General features: G+C 65.7%; 15 protein-coding genes and 1 tRNA gene. 5 read left to right on the top strand and 11 right to left on the bottom strand.

Translation table 11 applies throughout. The features are described from left to right. Positions 1-13: 13 nt before the first annotated feature. From F562_RS20300 to F562_RS0113505, 6 genes are read right to left on the bottom strand one after another with little or no spacing between them, the layout of a single operon-like run. Complete coding sequence (locus F562_RS20300) at positions 14-1,477, bottom strand: protein kinase domain-containing protein (protein WP_018157507.1); 1,464 nt, start codon at positions 1,475-1,477, stop codon at positions 14-16. Beyond that, positions 1,474-2,931, bottom strand: coding sequence for a peptidoglycan D,D-transpeptidase FtsI family protein (locus F562_RS0113525; protein ID WP_018157506.1), 1,458 nt, complete (start codon positions 2,929-2,931; stop codon positions 1,474-1,476). The genes F562_RS20300 and F562_RS0113525 overlap by 4 nt, the downstream gene beginning before the upstream one ends. Beyond that, entirely contained in the window at positions 2,928-4,301 is a 1,374-nt protein-coding gene (locus F562_RS0113520) for an FtsW/RodA/SpoVE family cell cycle protein (protein WP_018157505.1), read from the bottom strand. The genes F562_RS0113525 and F562_RS0113520 overlap by 4 nt, the downstream gene beginning before the upstream one ends. Then, a complete protein-coding gene (locus F562_RS0113515; RefSeq protein WP_018157504.1) occupies positions 4,298-5,611 on the bottom strand; it encodes a PP2C family protein-serine/threonine phosphatase in 1,314 nt (437 codons plus the stop codon). Before F562_RS0113515 ends, F562_RS0113520 begins: the two co-directional genes overlap by 4 nt. A gap of 5 nt (positions 5,612-5,616) precedes the next feature. Then, a complete protein-coding gene (locus F562_RS0113510; RefSeq protein WP_018157503.1) occupies positions 5,617-6,093 on the bottom strand; it encodes an FHA domain-containing protein FhaB/FipA in 477 nt (158 codons plus the stop codon). Next, positions 6,090-6,974, bottom strand: coding sequence for an FHA domain-containing protein (locus F562_RS0113505; RefSeq protein WP_018157502.1), 885 nt, complete (start codon positions 6,972-6,974; stop codon positions 6,090-6,092). Before F562_RS0113505 ends, F562_RS0113510 begins: the two co-directional genes overlap by 4 nt. Positions 6,975-7,178: 204 nt before the next feature. Here F562_RS0113505 and F562_RS0113500 point away from each other — a divergent pair, with 204 nt between their 5' ends. The 5 genes from F562_RS0113500 to F562_RS19225 all read left to right on the top strand — a co-directional run bounded on the left by F562_RS0113500 (position 7,179) and on the right by F562_RS19225 (position 10,251). Then, a complete protein-coding gene (locus tag F562_RS0113500) occupies positions 7,179-7,709 on the top strand; it encodes a YbaK/EbsC family protein (RefSeq protein WP_026181271.1) in 531 nt (176 codons plus the stop codon). A 217-nt stretch (positions 7,710-7,926) separates the two neighbouring features. Then, positions 7,927-8,328, top strand: a complete 402-nt coding sequence (locus tag F562_RS0113495; protein WP_018157500.1) for a VOC family protein — start codon at positions 7,927-7,929, stop codon at positions 8,326-8,328. Between the two features lie 109 nt (positions 8,329-8,437). Further along, positions 8,438-8,521 (top strand) — tRNA-Leu (locus F562_RS0113490). Between the two features lie 122 nt (positions 8,522-8,643). After that, positions 8,644-9,129: an SRPBCC family protein gene (locus F562_RS0113485; RefSeq protein ID WP_018157499.1), complete on the top strand. Its 486-nt coding sequence runs from the start codon at positions 8,644-8,646 to the stop codon at positions 9,127-9,129. Between the two features lie 72 nt (positions 9,130-9,201). Continuing rightward, on the top strand, positions 9,202-10,251 hold the full coding sequence (locus tag F562_RS19225) for a methyltransferase domain-containing protein (protein WP_018157498.1): 1,050 nt from the start codon (positions 9,202-9,204) through the stop codon (positions 10,249-10,251). 6 nt (positions 10,252-10,257) lie between these two features. Here the strand turns inward: F562_RS19225 and F562_RS0113475 are convergent, their stop codons facing one another. The 5 genes from F562_RS0113475 to ggt form a co-directional block, all read right to left on the bottom strand. Then, positions 10,258-11,028: an anti-sigma factor gene (locus F562_RS0113475; protein ID WP_018157497.1), complete on the bottom strand. Its 771-nt coding sequence runs from the start codon at positions 11,026-11,028 to the stop codon at positions 10,258-10,260. After that, the gene (sigK, locus tag F562_RS0113470) at positions 11,028-11,585 is read right to left on the bottom strand and encodes an ECF RNA polymerase sigma factor SigK (protein WP_018157496.1); all 558 of its coding nucleotides are present in this window, start codon (positions 11,583-11,585) and stop codon (positions 11,028-11,030) included. Before sigK ends, F562_RS0113475 begins: the two co-directional genes overlap by 1 nt. 71 nt (positions 11,586-11,656) lie before the next feature. Further along, positions 11,657-12,121 carry a class F sortase gene (locus tag F562_RS20945; protein WP_281164235.1) on the bottom strand — a complete coding sequence of 155 codons (465 nt, stop codon included), beginning with the start codon at positions 12,119-12,121 and terminating at the stop codon, positions 11,657-11,659. A 242-nt stretch (positions 12,122-12,363) separates the two neighbouring features. Continuing rightward, the gene (locus F562_RS0113460) at positions 12,364-13,137 is read right to left on the bottom strand and encodes a CHRD domain-containing protein (RefSeq protein WP_018157494.1); all 774 of its coding nucleotides are present in this window, start codon (positions 13,135-13,137) and stop codon (positions 12,364-12,366) included. A gap of 117 nt (positions 13,138-13,254) precedes the next feature. Next, complete coding sequence (gene ggt, locus F562_RS0113455; RefSeq protein ID WP_018157493.1) at positions 13,255-15,072, bottom strand: gamma-glutamyltransferase; 1,818 nt, start codon at positions 15,070-15,072, stop codon at positions 13,255-13,257. Positions 15,073-15,093 lie beyond the last annotated feature (21 nt).

Here is a 15,093-nt window from a genome sequence, read left to right as displayed (position 1 = left end):
TCGCCAGATTCCGTCACAGCACACTCCGGTCGGGTGAGTTAAGCCCTGGCATGGATACCGGGGTGAAGTTGGTCTTAAAACTGGGGGCCGGGTTCTCCCCGCCGCCGCCATCGCCGCCGCCGAGTTGGAGAGCCAGCACGACCACCACGATGAGTACGAGGGCCGCCAGGACACCACCGATCGCTAGTTTGGCGTTGCGCCCCAGGGAAGACAACGGGCCGCCTCCTGCGCGTTCTTCAGCCCGAAGCTCTGTGCGAGTGGCGTGTGTTCGGGTTGGCGACTGCTGTTGTGCCTGGGTCCGCTGGGGGCCGCTCGGCGCACCAAGACGTTGCGGTCCACTGGGCGGACCGACGCGCTGCGGGCCACTCTGGGGACCGAGTCGCTGCGGGCCACTGGGCGGACTGACCTGTTGCGGGCCGCTTTGTGGTCTCGCCGCGTGCTGACCACCGGTGTGTTGAGGGCCGCTGGGCGGACCGGACGTGCGCTGCGGTCCCGAGGGGGGCGCATTGCGCTGCGGTCCAGGAGCCCTGGTCGCGGTTGACCCGGTGGGCTGCGGCCCACTGGTGAAGTTCTGGCGCTGTTGCTCGGCGCCAATGGCACGGGGACCTTGTCCGCCCATGGGTCCGCGCTGTGGCGACAGAGCGCCCATCCGGTCGGCGTCCCGAAGAGCCTGGCGCAGCGCGCGACCGAACTCGGCAGCCGAGGGTGGCCGTCGCCCGGGATCCTTCTCCAAGGACGCGTGTACGACCGCGCGAATGGTCGGCGGAACGAACGGTGGCAGCGGCGGGGGACGCTCATTGACGTGGGCGAGCGCGAGCGCCACGGCGGTCTCGGCCTCGAACGGGCGACGTCCCGCAAGCATCTCGTAGGCGACGACGCCGAGTGAATAGACATCGGAGAGCCCGGTCGCGGGGCGCCCGACGGCTGCTTCTGGGGCGAGGTACTGGGCGGTGCCCATGACTTCGCCGGTCTTGGTCATCGCGACGGCATCGGCGGCCCGGGCGATACCGAAGTCAGTGAGCTTGGCGACGCCGTCCGGGTCGATGAGGATGTTGGCGGGCTTGACGTCCCGGTGGATCAAACCGTTCTTATGGGCGGCTTGGAGGGCGCTCGCGGCCTGGGCGATGATCTCGACCGTGTCGATGGGCGACATCGGCGCGCGCTCTTCGATGAGCTTGGACAGCGGCCGCCCGGGGACGTACTCCATCACCAGGTAGGCGGTGCCGCTGTCCTCGCCGTAGTCGTAGACCTGGGCAATGTTGCCGTGTGCCAACCCTGCTGACAGGCGGGCCTCATTGCGGAAGCGCTCGGTGAAGCCGGTCTCGTCGGTGAGGCCGGCTTTCAGGACCTTGAGCGCGACCGTACGACCGAGGACGTCGTCCTTGGCCTGCCACACCTCACCCATGCCACCGGCGGCGATCCGATCGGTGAGCGTGTAGCGACCACCCATGGTCCCGCCCGCTGCTGCGTTGCTCACTTTGATACCGCCGCTTCCATCACTTTGCGTGCGATGGGCGCAGACACTGCGCCACCGCTGGCTTCCTGGGCCATCGTGCCCCCTTCTTCGACTACCACTGCTACCGCGATCTTGGGGTTGTCGGCCGGAGCGAATCCGGTGAACCACACATCCGCCGCCTTGTTCGCCGCGGTCTGCGCCGTACCTGTCTTGCCCGCGACCTTGACCCCGGGAATCTGTGCGTTCTTGCCGGAGCCGTTGGTGACCACCCGCTGCATCATCGAGGTCAGCGACGATGCGGTGTCACCGGAGATCGGTGACGCGAACTCTTTGGGGTCGGTGGTGCTGATGACGTCCAGATCTTTGTCTCTGACGTTTCGGACCAGGAAGGGGTTCATTTCTTTGCCGCCATTGGCAATGGCCGCGCTGACCATGGCCATCTGCAGCGGTGTGGCGCGCACATCGAACTGTCCGATTGCCGATTGGGCGAGCTGTGGCTCGTTGAGTTCGGGCGGGAAGATGCTCGGAGTCGCCGTCATCGGCACCTCGATCGCTTTGCCGAAACCGAACTTGTTGGCCTGCTCGCGCAGCGTGGTCTGGCCCAGGTCCATGCCCAGCTGGCCGAAGTAGGTGTTGCAGGAAATCTCGAGCGCATGCTCCATCGTGGTGCGCCCGCCCGGACCGCACGCTTGCCCGGTGATGTTGGGCAAGGTCGCGGTTGATTGCGGCAAGTCGAGTTCAGCCGGGCCGGGACCTTCGGTGCTGGGCTGGTACTTGCCCGTCTCCAGAGCGGCTGCGGCCGTCACCAACTTGAAGGTGGACCCAGGCGGATAGAGGTCGCCGTTAATCGTCCGGTTGACCATCGGTTTGTTTTTGGCGGTCGTCAGCTCCGACCAACTGTCCGACACTGAAGTCAGGTTGTGGCTGGCGAGCCGGTTGGGGTCGTACGACGGCTTGCTCACCATCGCCAGGATCGCGCCCGTCTGAGGGTCGAGCGCCACCACCGCGCCCCGCTGGTTGCCCAGCGCGGAGTACGCGGCCTCTTGCACCTTGGGGTCGATGGTCAGTTCGACGGAGGCACCCTGCGGTGGCTTGCCGCTCAGCAGGTCGCCGATACGGCGGTAGAACAGGTCATCCGAAGTGCCCGAGAGCATCCCGTCGTAGTTCTGCTCCACGCCACGCCCGGCACCGTAGGTGAAGGAGAAATATCCGGTGGCGGGCGCATACATGGGCCCACTGGGATAGCGACGAATCCACTTCAGGTCGTCGTCGGTTTCTTCCGAGACTGCGACCGGTTTGCCGCCCGCGAGGATAGATCCGCGTTCCCGGCTGTAGGAGTCGAGCAGGGTGCGTCGGTTGCCTTCGCGTTCGCGCAGATCGTCTGCCTGGACGACTTGGATGAGCGTGCTGGCTAGCAGCAGGCTCATGAACATGGCGCCGACCACCAGACCGATCCGCCGGATGGGGGTATTCATCGGGTCTTCACCACCTGAGTTTCATCGGCACCGACGGTCGCGGATTGCGCTAATTCGGGGGGCCGTCTGGCTTGGTCAGAGATCCGCAAGAGGATCGCAATGATCACCCAGTTGGCTAGCAGGGATGATCCACCCGCGGATAAGAACGGGGTGGTCAGGCCGGTCAACGGGATGACGCGAGTGACGCCGCCGACGACCACGAATATCTGCAGCGCCATCGAGAACGCCAGACCGGTCGCGAGCAATTTGCCGAAGCCGTCGCGGGCGCCGATGCCGGTGCGCAGGCCACGCTCGACGATGAGGCCGTAGAGCACGAGGATCGCCATGAGGCCGACAAGTCCCAACTCCTCACCGAAGGAGGGGATGATGAAGTCAGACTCGGCGAAGTAGGTCAGTTCGGGACGGCCTTGGCCAAGACCGGTGCCGAGCAACCCGCCAGCGCCCATTCCCATGAGGCCTTTTTCGAGCTGATCGCTGGCGGCCCCCGCCGCGAATGGGTCGAGCCACAGGCTGACCCGTTCCTGCAGGTGAGCGAACAGTTTCCACGCAATAAACGCGCCGCCAAGGAACAGGCCGAGGCCGATCGCAATCCAGCCGCGCCGCTCGGTGGCGACATAGAGCATTGCCACGAATAGGCCGAAGAACAACAGCGAAGAACCAAGGTCCTTCTGGAAGACCAGGATGGCCAGCGAGGCCAGCCAGGCGATCATGATGGGCCCTAGGTCGCGGGCGCGGGGCAGGGGAAAACCCAGGACGCGACGGCCCACGAGCGACAGCGCATCACGGGTCTGCACGAGGTATGAGGCGAAGAAGATGGTCAGCAGAATCTTGGCGATCTCACCGGGCTGGAAACTCAACGGCCCGACGCTGATCCAGATGCGCGAACCGTTCTTGTTGTCGCCAATCACGGGCAGCAGGGGCAAAAGCAGCAACGCCAAACCGGCGAGCGCGAAGGTGAAGGTGTAGCGGGTCAGCCGACGGTGGTCCCGGATGAGCAGGATCAGCCCGATCGCGGCGGCGACCGAGATCGCCGACCACATCAACTGGCGGGTGGCGCGTCCGTCGCCGAGGCCCAGCCCGTTGGCGATGTCGAGGCGGTGAATCATCACCAAGCCCAAACCGTTGAGCAGCGTCACGATCGGCAGCAGCAACGGGTCGGCGTACGGGGCCTTCCACCGCAGCACCAGGTGGAACACCAGCGACAGCACGCCCACGCCGATGCCAAGGGTGGCCAGGTCCGCCGGAATCGCATCAGAGGTGGCGATGCCGACGTTGGCGTACGCCAACAGCACGATGCCGATGGCGAAGACCAACAACACCAGTTCGGTGTTGCGGCGCGTCCGTTGGGGGTGAGTGGTCACCGTCGTCACGGGGTGCAACCACTCCCCTCTTCGCCACTCTGGCAGCGCACCATCTCGCCGCGGAGGCGTTCGGCGGTGCTTATGGCGTCGGGCCGGTCATCGACCGAGATACCTTCGCGAACTTCCTTGCGATAGATCGGCGGGAGTTCGCTCACGGGGATATCTGTCTTGGTGTCGACGGAGTGCAACGACAAGGGTCCGAGGTCTTGCGGGATGCCCTGGTGAATGGTGACGTAGCCGTCCTGACTGGCGACGTAGTACTGCTGCTGGCTCCATCGGTATCCGACGAACGCGGCGACGGCCAGGATCAGGACGATCACTCCGGCGAGGAGTCCCCATCGAAAGCGGGTCGACTGACGCGACCCAGATGCCTCCTCCGCTAGCTGGGGGCCGCTGGGCGCTGGCGGACCGGCGCCCTCGGGCCCGCCCGCCGGTGGGGGTGATGCAGGCGGTTGCTGGTTCGCCTCCCGGCGTAGCGCTGCTGCTTTAGCAGCAGGTGTTTGCGGTGCAAGCTGAGTCTCGTCTGCGTGCGGAGCGGTATGCAGGTCCGCGGCCGCGCCGACGACTTCGGGATGGTTGGAAGGAGCGTTGGCCTGATCGACGACATCGGCGATGACCACGGTGACGTTGTCGCGGGTGCTTCCCCGCAGCGCCATGTCGATGAGTCGGTCGGCCGCCTCTGCCGGGGTCTCCGCCTTGGCCATGACCTCTTGGATGGAGCTCTTAGCGACGTAGTCGCTCAGCCCGTCAGAGCACAGGAGGTAGCGGTCCCCGATCTTGCCCTCGCGCAACGACAGGTCGGGCTCATCGTCTTCGCGACCAGTGAGGACCCGGGTGACCATGTTGCGTTGCGGGTGGTGCTCGGCCTCTTCGGCGGTGATGCGCCCGTCGTCCAAGAGCGCCTGAACGAAGGAGTGGTCTTTGGTGATCTGGGTGAGTTTGCCGTCGCGCATGAGGAACGCGCGGGAGTCACCGATGTTGGCGACCACAAGGTTGTTGCCCGCTCGCAGCAGGGCGATGCAGGTGGTGCCCATGCCGTCGAGGTCCTCGGACCCGTCCATGGCCTGGCGCAGGTGGGAGTTGGCGCGGATCACCGCGGAGCGCAACTGGTCTTGGGCGTCATCGGCGCCGAGGCTGACTCCGTCGAGCTCGACGAGCTCACCCACGACCGTTGAGGATGCGACATCGCCCGCGGCGTGCCCGCCCATTCCGTCGGCCAGGACCAGCAGGTCAGGGCCGGCATACCCGGAATCTTCGTTGCGGGTCTTGGATCCCACACCGATGTCGGTACGAGCGGCGTAGTGCAAGGCAATCGGCATAACGCCTACTTCCTCAACTCAAGGACGGTCTGACCGATCCGCAGACGAGACCCGGCGTCCATTTTGAAGCCTTGGCCGATGCGCTGCTGCCCGGAGAACGTGCCGTTGGTGGATCCCAGGTCGTCGACGTACCAGCCGTCATCCTGGCGATAGATGCGGGCGTGCCGACCTGAAGCGAAGTCATCGCTGAGCACCAGGGCACACTCGGGGTTACGCCCGATGAGGACGCCCGCGTCGGTCAGCGGGACCGTCACCCCGCGCATCCCGCCCTCGATGACGGCCAAGTGGGTCGGTCCGCGTCGGATGGCGCGCGGCTGCCGGCGCTCTTCGTTACGCACCGGGGCCGCGGGGGTGGAGCCGCTGCGCGACACGACCCGGGTGCCGTAGAGATCACCGCGGAGCACTCCCACGATGCTGAAGATGAACGTCCAGAGCAGCGCGAGCAGGCCGAGTCGAATGATCGTGAGGGTTAGCTCGCTCACCGACGTCCTCCCATACGGATTGTGAAGGTGGTGCGGCCGATGGTGATGCGGTCTTCGTCGAGAAGCCGGGCGCGCGTGACGGGGTCGCCGTTGACGTAGGTGCCGTTGGTCGAGTTGAGGTCGTTGAGTGTGACGACCAGGTGCGGGCCGTCGAACGTCACCCGCAGCTCGCTGTGATGCCGCGAGATTCCCGGGTCGTCCAGGATGATGTCGGCGCTGTCGTCGCGCCCAATGGTGGTGCGGGCCGACAGGAGCGGGTAGCGCTCGCCGTCGAGGTCGAGCCACGGCCGAGACTTGGCGACCTTGGGGCGAGGCGGCGGAGGCGCGTGCTGGGTGGTGGCGCGGGGTGCCGGGGCGGAGCGCGGCTGTTCGTCCGCGAGTTCCTGCGCGTACGCGTCTCCGAGGCGTCCGGGAACGGGTGCGGCGGATTCCGTTGCTGGCGCTGCGGATTCAGGTTCGTCGTGACCTTCGGGTGCAGCCGGTCGGACAGCTTCTAGGCCCTCGACCTTTTTGGCCGTGGAGGGCCGGACGTGAAAGATCCCCGTCTCTAGCTCGGTGTTCTCGGTGAATGTCACGGCGACCGGACCACCAGCCGTATAGCGCTGGGTGTCGGCGTGCTCCATGGCCGAGGCGATGAGTTCGTCAGCGAGCTCGGCGCGGTAGGCAGTCAGGCGCTCGAAGTCGTTGCTGCTGAGCTCGACGTCAAAGACATTGGGAACGATGGGCCGCTGGTTCTTGCTGATACTGCTCGCCCGGTTGTCCATGGCGCGGCGCATCGAGCTGGCGATCTCCACTGGCTGCACTTCGGACCGGAAGGCCTTCGCGAAGGCGCCGTTCACCGTCTGTTCCAGGCGTCGCTCGATCTTGTCGAACAGTCCCATAGGCACTCCTTCCGGCGCTGTCGTGCGGGCTCGTGAACGAACCGACCTGCTGGTCAGTCCCTGGATCGTATCTGTCGTGCCTGGTCAGTTCCTGGAACTCCCACCCCGTAGTCGGCAGTGGCGTGCGTGGTGATCGTGCATGGTGATGACGAGTGCTCCCCCGTCGGGGTTCCCTCGCCGTCGGCTAGTTGGCATGCTCACCCCATGGCGAGCGCGCGCGGCACCTTGGATTGGCAGCCCCTACGGGACCATCTCGACTGGGTGGGGCCGACGGTGGCAGGCGCGGCGGACCGAGTGCCGAATGCGCTCGTGGCGCGGATCGACCCGCAGTTGGCGGACACCTCGGAGTTTTGCGCGGCATACGACGTGTCGTTGGAGGCTTCCGCGAACTGCGTGGTGGTTGAGGGGCGCCGGGGCGAGCGGCACACGTACGCCGCTGTGCTGGTGCGCGGGACCGACCGTGCCGACATCAATACGATCGTGCGGAAGCACCTAGACGTGCGCAAGATCAGCTTTGCCGACCAGGCTTACACCGAGGAGGCAACGGCGATGCAGTCCGGCGGCATCACCCCTGTCGGGTTGCCAACGGACTGGCCGATCCTGGTCGACTCCGCGGTGGCCATGGGCGGCGAGATGGTCATCGGTGCGGGCGTACGCGACGCGAAGCTCCTGGTCGACGGCGCCGCTCTCGCGGAGATGCTGTCTGCTGAGGTGCTGCCGCTCGTCCGCCGCTAGCCGACTCACGCCGGTCGAGCTTGTCGAGACCCAACGCCGCTCGAGACCCAACGCCGCTCGAGCACCCCTGGCCGGTCGAGCTTGTCGAGACCCAACGCCGGTCGAGCGCCGCTAGCCGACTCACGCCGGTCGAGCTTGTCGAGACCCCGTGCAACAAACCACCACGGTCGACCGAATTCAGTTGTCACGCTGCCGAGATCGGGCAAGAGTGCGGGCCATGACAACGCTGATCTCGCACACGTCCATCGATTGCCGCAATGCGTACGAACTCTCCGAGTGGTGGAAGGAGTTGCTTGGTTACGCCGACGTGCCGGGCGACCCGAACCTCCCCGGCCACGAGGAGTGCATGCTTGTCGACCCGGCGGGATCCGGTTCGCCGGTGCTCTTCATCGAGGTGCCCGAGTCCAAGTCCGTCAAGAACCGCATCCACTTCGACCTGCGGCCGCGGGAGCGTACGCGTGACGACGAGGTCGCCTGGCTGCTGACCAAGGGTGCAACACAGCTCGCTGATCACCGCGGTATCCACGGACCCGGTTCCGGCTGGGTGACGCTGGCCGACCCCGAAGGCAATGAGTTCTGCATCCTGCGGTCCGAAGCGGAGCGTGTCGCTAGCGAGTGACCTCGCAACGATCCGGCGGGGGTGGCTGCGGGGCCGCGCTTGGCCGGGCACCGAGGGCATGCTCGGTTTGGTGATCTACTGCCGGACAGGGCAAACTAGGACGGCACTCGCGCGAGTGGCGGAATTGGTAGACGCGCACGGTTCAGGTCCGTGTGCCTTAACAGGCGTGGGGGTTCAAGTCCCCCCTCGCGCACGCGAAACGCAGCCCGGCTCATGTTCTTCATGAGCCGGGCTGCGTCGTTGTTGACGGCGCCATGGGAGATCATGGGGAAAACGCCGCAGCGAAGGCCGGCGCGCGTGATTTAGGAGAGACACATGCCGCGCATCGAGCTCGAGACCCAGGTCGGGTCGACCCCGGAGCGATGCTTCGACATGAGTCTTTCTGTGGATGCACATCGCGCCTCGATGGAGCGCGCCGGTGAGCGTGCGATCCGCGGAGTGACACACGGGGTCATGCGCCTCGGAGATTCGGTCACGTGGCGGGCCCGCCACTTCGGCATCCCCTTCACCATGACCTCGGTCATCAGTCAGTACGAGTCGCCGCACCGATTTGTCGACGAACAGATCTCAGGTCCATTTCGGCGCTGGTGGCACGAGCACCGATTCGAACCGGTGGCTGCAGGCACCCTCATGACGGACATCGTGGAGTTCGAGTCACCTGTGGGCGCGTTGGGGCGGCTGGTCAACGACCTGGTGCTCACGCGTTACATGACCAAACTCTTGGAAGAACGGAACGACTGGCTGCGCGCTCACACGCCCGCACCGCCTCGCGGTGGGCGAGACTCCGAGGACTTCGTCTAGGCCGCCCAAGCGATCCATACTGGACTGGTTGACAAACCGCCGCACATTCCAAGCACCGGCTGAAAGGCCTCGATGGCTACCGAGCACGGGCTCCCTCCCTCTGGCATCGTGCGCGACACCCTGCTGCTTTACAGCCTTAAGGGCGCGCTCGACTATCTGGTGGAGGATCTGCGAAGCGACGCTCGGGCACACGTTGAGGTACTCCGGCGCTGGCCGGACGCCCTGCTCGTGGCGTACGACGGGGAGCTGGCTGCGCTGGCGGACAACCGATACTTCAGTGCGTGTGCGGTGTGGACTGGTGAACGGACGTCAGGCTCCTCGATCTCAAGCCTTCCGGACTGGCCGGTGTTGCAGAAGTCGAGGCAACACGGACTTCTGAGCCTTGTGCAGCAGGATGGCGCCGGCTTCCGGGTGGGACCTCTCGGCGACGAGCGGTGGGCGGCCCGGGACGCGGTCGTTGAGCGTTGGGGCTGGGACAATGCCCCGAAGTCGTGGGTCGTGAACTTCGACGACTTCGACGGTTACGTCGTCGCCCAGTTTGGGCCGCTGTTCCAGACCAGTCGGTTCGGGGAACTTGAACGCGTCCCGGCCTCCACCACGCCAGTCATCGCCGGGGTGCTGACCCGACTTGCTAAGGCCGGGCCGGAGCATCGGCTGTTGGATCCGTTCTGTGGAGCAGGCACGAACCTGGTGGTCGCCGCAGAAGTCAGCGCGGCCAAAGTGGTGGGCACGGACCTCAACCTTGGTGCGGTGCAGAAAGCGCGACGGAACTGTGTTTCCCGAGGTGTTCCCGCGACGCTCTCCCAGGCAGATGCCGCCCGGCTGCCGTTCCCGGATAGCGCGTTCGATCGCGTCATCGCGAACCTGCCGTTCGGCAAGAGGGTCGGCTCCCACCAAGAGAACGCGACCCTGTATCCCCGCTTCTTGAGAGAACTCGACCGGGTGATGACCGGCCCGGGTCGGGCGATCCTCCTCACGGAAGACAAGCGTTTGCTGGAGGAGAGCATCCAGCGCACTCGCGGTCTGAGGATCATCAAACGGATCGTCCTCGAATCAGGCGGCGCACACCCGACGGCCTACGTTGCCGTCAGGGCGCGAGGCCAGCAGCGACGTCGCAACTGATCTTCTTTAGAAGGCGATCAAACCCATCGGGGTGGTGGTCGGCTGCTTTGAGCCGCCTGCGGGCTCAAGGGTCATCGCTGTCGCGCTGGCCCGCCCGGCGTCGCCGTCCAAGACCATCGTGACGGTGCCGTCCTTGGCGATCTTCGGAAGCATTCCAGCCGAGACCATCTTGCCGTCCTGCTGCAACCACATCTGATAGTTCTGGCCAGCCGGCGGTGCGGGAAGGTCGATGCTGCGCAGCACAGCCTTGCCCTCGGACGCAGAGCGGGTCACGGTCGCGTTGGAATCGCCCAACGGCAAGTCGTACGTCTCCGCGTCGGCAGCGCTGGACACCTGAGCGGCAACCGTGGTGCCACCTTCGTTCTGCCACGGCGACCACATCGCGACACTGAGCCCACCCGTCACGAGCAGGACTGCCGCGGCGGCGGACAGCAACCAGCCGCTCCACCGTCGCTGGCGGCGTTCGCGAACTGCACCCAGGTCAGCTACGGGCGCCTGGTCGGAGCCGTCAGAGGCGTCAGTTTCGGCGTCGGCCTCGGGGGTCAGCGGAGGCAATGGGCGAGTCTGGGCGATGCTGACCAGCACGGATGAGCGCAAGGACGCGGGAGGCTCGATCGCGCTGAGCACACTGAGTTCGTTCGCGGCGTCGCGCAGCGAACGCATCTCGGCGGCGTACTCGGAGTCTTCGGCCATCGACTGGTCGACCACTCGGCGTTCATCGTCATCTACGGCATCTATGGCGTAAGCGCCGATCAGTTGGTAGGACTCGATAGACATCATTCGCCTCCCATCGTGTCGCGCAACCGGATGAGGCCATCCCGGATGCGGGTCTTTGCGGTGCCCAAAGGCAGATCTAGCAGTTGCGCTACTTCGGTGTGTGTGTATCCACCGAAGTAGGCGAGTTCCACAGCTTCACGCTGGGTTGAGGTGAGAGTCTCCAGTGCCCTTCGCACTCGAGCGCCCTCAAAATTTGCGTGCGCCGACTCGGCGGTGGAGTCGAACGACGGTGTGCGGGAACGCTGTTCGTACGTCACATCCCGCCGGTCCGCAGCTTCGACGCTGCGTACCTGGTCCACCGCCTTGCGGTGGGTGATGGTCAGCATCCACGAGAGAGCGCTGCCCTGGGAGGAGTCGAAGCGAGCCGAGTGGCGCCACAACTCCAGGTAACACTCCTGGGTGACTTCTTCGGCCATCGCTCGATTGCGCACGATGCGGACCGCGAGACCGTAGAGCCGCGACGAGGTTGCGTCGTATAGCGCTGTGAACGCCCGCTCATCTCCTCGGGCGCAGCGTCGCAGCAACTCGGACAGGTCCGGTTCCGAGGACTCACTCACGGAGCGTAGGCCCGGCGGTATGTCCGGGGGTGACGATGAATCGCCAGGCATACTTTCCCTCCTCCGAGGTGTCATGAAGTCGTCGCGCCGGACATGCGGGCGTAGACGACGGTGTTGTCGAGGTAGTGGCCGTCGGGGCCAAGGCCGCCTGAGCAGGTGATCAGACGGAGTTCGGGTGTCGTGGTGTTGCCATACACGCGGACGGTGGGAAAGGCGTCCTTGGCATAGCGTTCGGTCTCATAGACCCGGTAGGTCACCCGCTGCTTGTCGGCGCGTGTCACCGTGATGCTGTCGCCAGACTTGAGCGAACCAAGCCGGTAAAACACCGACGGTCCGTCTTTGCCGTCGACATGTCCGGCGAGCACCGACGGGCCCAATTCACCGGGCGTCGGTGAACCGTTGAACCACCCAGCACGGTCGTATGTCGCACCCTTGGGAACCTGCATCTCACCGTTGGCCTGCAGGCCGAGCTCGATCACTCGTGACGTAACCCCGATCGTCGGGATGCTCATGCTTGCGGGCTTCGAGGGTGGCATGTTGGTCGTGCTGCTGGGCGATGCCGTCGATTCCTTATCGGAGGTGGCCGGGGTATCGACTGCGTCAGGTGAGGGCGGGAGTGCACCATCTGTGGGCGTGGAGCGCGGCGGCGCTGGAGGACCGTCTGAGCTACACGCCCCGACGCTCCACAGCACCGTCACGGCACCTGCCACGGTGGCCCCGATCATCGACCGGCGACTTATTGCACGCCCGCCCTCAACTGACATCTTCAGATCCTCAATCAGCCGTGCTGCTTGGCATCGCGACGACGAGCGATCACGAATCCGCCGGCACCGGCCACGAGAGCGGTCGCGGCGAGACCCATCATGGTGCTGCTGTTGTCACTGGCGGCGGTGGAACCGTCACCAGTCTGGACGCCACCGTTTGGCATGTGGTTCATCTGGCTCATGTTCAATGCGCCACAGGCTGCCGGGTCGGTTGCTTCCTCGGGCAGGCTCGGGTCCAGTTCGGACTTCGAGGCGCCGTCGTACTTGCCGTTCTTGTTCAAGTCAACGCCGTGAACGACAACTGCGGACTTGCCCTTGAGCAACGCCATGCGGGTGTCTTCGGAGACCTTGAAGGTGCGCTCGTAGGTACCGTCGCCGGTCGGGAAGCGGGTCACCGCAAGGCCACTGTCGGGAGTGACGTCGCCCGTGGTGGTCAAGGACTGTCCGATCATGCCGTAGTCCTTTATGGCGTCCAGGACGCGAAGGGCTCCGTTGACCCCGGTGCCCTTCGTGTCGTTGCTCGGGCACTGGCCCTTGGCGCCGATGTGGATGTGCTGTGCGTGGGGGGCGCCCGCGAGCAGCCCCTTGGTCGTGACCTTCACCGTGGCGGTGTGCCCCTGCAGTTTGATCCACGCGGTGCCGGAGGCGCCGGAGTCGTTGAGCTGGGTCAGGTTGGCGGTGAAGTCATGGGCAGTGGCGTGAGCCGATGCGGGTGAAGCACCCGCGATAGGCGCCAAGGCCATGCCGAACGCGGCAAGCCCGAGGGCGGTCTTGGAGGTAGTGCGCATGTGACGGTCTCCTGTCGGTTCCTCTATCGGCGACCCTCGCCGATGGGATCTAGACAGGAGGTATTCGGAGACCTCCCGATCCTGGATTGGAAAGATTTCAAAAAAATGTGAGATTGGTCATCGTTGGCGTACGACCCGGGCCGAACCGCCATCGCCCCGCTCGGTTTCCGCCGCTGCGACCATGCGGCCTTTTTCGAATGCGATGCCCGATGCATTGGAGATCCAGCGCTGCGCAGCCAGGTCGTGACCTTTTGCGGCAAGGGCTGCGCCGGTCGGAGTGTCCTTGAGTCCCAGGTCGGCGTCCTCGACGCCGTTGCGCGAAGACAACCGGGGTGCGGCGATGGCGTCGACCAAGTCGAGATCCCGATCGAGATAGCCGAGCAGAATCTGAGCGACGGTGGTGATGATGCGCGACCCGCCAGGCGTCCCGGCCGTCAACACCGGGCGCCCACGGTCAAAGACGATCGTTGGGCTCATCGAGGACCGGGGACGCTTGCCGGGTCCGGGCAGATTCGGGTCAGGTACGCCCTTCGTCAGGGGCACGAAATCGAAGTCAGTCAGCTCGTTATTGAGCAGGAAGCCGTGGCCAGGGACGGTGATGCCCGACCCGCCGGTCTGCTCGATGGTGAGCGTGTAGGACGCCACATTTCCCCACCGGTCGGTCGCGTTGAGGTGGGTGGTCGACTGGCCCTGGTGCGGCTGGCCCTGGCGGAGCCCAGTTTTCGGTGGCCGGTCATAGTCACCATCCGGGTAGCCGAACGGGACCGGCCGCTCCATGGCCTGATCGGGGTCGAAAAGCATGGCTCGCTCGCGCGCGAAGCGCATGGAGAGCAGTTCGCGAATGGGAACGCCCCGCACGTCGCCGACATAGCGGTTGCGGTCAGCGAAGGCGGTGGCGCTCGCCTCGGAGAACCAGTGCAGGTAGTCGACTTCGGGCAGGTCCGACACCCTGCGCTTGGTGCGCTCGGAGTAGGCGGCCATCAGGTTGAGGATCTGGCTGACGCCGATGCCTCCCGACCCGGGAATGCCCATGCCATGTACGTCGAGTCCGCGATAGCGGCTACGGGTGGGGCGCTCCACGGTCGGGCGGTAGCCCTCGATGTCGCGCATGCGCATCTCGCCGCGCAGGACGCTGACGCCGCGCGCGGTGGTCGGGCGGCGTGACTCCTCGACGATCGCGCGCCCAATGGACCCGTGGTAAAACTCCCTGGTCCCCCGCCGGGCGATCAGCCGGTAGGTGTCGGCGAGGTCGCGGTTGCGCATGATGTCGCCCACCTTGGGGACCTTCCCGCCCGGCAGATATACCGCGACGGTCTCCGGAAACATCCGAAATCTCTCGGCATTGCTTTCGGTGTGGCTTCGGTAGTAGTCATCGACGACAAAGCCGCGGCGGGCCAGATCCTCGGCGGGCTCGAGGAGTTCGGCCAGGCGGCGCGTACCAAAGCGGTGGGCGGCCAACTCCCAGGTGGCGAGCGTGCCGGGAACGCCGATCGACTTGCCTGAGTTGACGACCGTGTCGAAGTCGAGCGCCTCTCCATTGTGGTCGGCGAACTCCCGGGAGGTGTAGGACGCCGGCGCCGTCTCCCGGCCGTTGATCGTGCGAGTACGACCTGATCGGGCGTCATAGAACACGAAGAATCCGCCGCCGCCGAGCCCGCTGGAGAAGGGCTCAGTCACTCCCAGCGCGGCCGCCATGGCGATAGCAGCATCGGCCGCGTTTCCACCAGCCTTCAGCACCTGGATGCCGATATCGCTGGCGTACGGGTCGACGGACGACACCGCGCCGCCCGTGCCGACCGCTTCGGGCACCTTGTGCGGCTCGCGGATGGGCCGTCCGTCGAGAGCCTGTGCGACGTGCGGTCGGCCCAACCCGAGAGCGAGTCCGCCGGCGGTCCCGGCGGCGAGCATGGTGCGGCGACTGACGGGCTGGTGCATATTCGGCTCCTCAACGTACGG

This window comes from Demetria terragena DSM 11295, from assembly GCF_000376825.1.
Lineage (GTDB): Bacteria > Actinomycetota > Actinomycetes > Actinomycetales > Dermatophilaceae > Demetria > Demetria terragena.
This window is presented reverse-complemented; position numbering and strand designations above follow the sequence as displayed.

What these genes read in the sequence shown, in the direction of transcription:
- F562_RS20945 (WP_281164235.1), bottom strand. Translation starts at nt 12,121, where the DNA reads ATGCCACCCTCGAAGCCCGCAAGCATGAGCATCCCGACGATCGGGGTT.
- F562_RS0113505 (WP_018157502.1), bottom strand. Translation starts at nt 6,974, where the DNA reads ATGGGACTGTTCGACAAGATCGAGCGACGCCTGGAACAGACGGTGAAC.
- F562_RS0113475 (WP_018157497.1), bottom strand. Translation starts at nt 11,028, where the DNA reads ATGTCTATCGAGTCCTACCAACTGATCGGCGCTTACGCCATAGATGCC.
- F562_RS19225 (WP_018157498.1), top strand. Translation starts at nt 9,202, where the DNA reads ATGGCTACCGAGCACGGGCTCCCTCCCTCTGGCATCGTGCGCGACACC.
- F562_RS0113515 (WP_018157504.1), bottom strand. Translation starts at nt 5,611, where the DNA reads ATGCCGATTGCCTTGCACTACGCCGCTCGTACCGACATCGGTGTGGGA.
- F562_RS0113500 (WP_026181271.1), top strand. Translation starts at nt 7,179, where the DNA reads ATGGCGAGCGCGCGCGGCACCTTGGATTGGCAGCCCCTACGGGACCAT.
- F562_RS0113495 (WP_018157500.1), top strand. Translation starts at nt 7,927, where the DNA reads ATGACAACGCTGATCTCGCACACGTCCATCGATTGCCGCAATGCGTAC.
- F562_RS0113485 (WP_018157499.1), top strand. Translation starts at nt 8,644, where the DNA reads ATGCCGCGCATCGAGCTCGAGACCCAGGTCGGGTCGACCCCGGAGCGA.
- F562_RS0113460 (WP_018157494.1), bottom strand. Translation starts at nt 13,137, where the DNA reads ATGCGCACTACCTCCAAGACCGCCCTCGGGCTTGCCGCGTTCGGCATG.
- F562_RS0113525 (WP_018157506.1), bottom strand. Translation starts at nt 2,931, where the DNA reads ATGAATACCCCCATCCGGCGGATCGGTCTGGTGGTCGGCGCCATGTTC.
- ggt (WP_018157493.1), bottom strand. Translation starts at nt 15,072, where the DNA reads ATGCACCAGCCCGTCAGTCGCCGCACCATGCTCGCCGCCGGGACCGCC.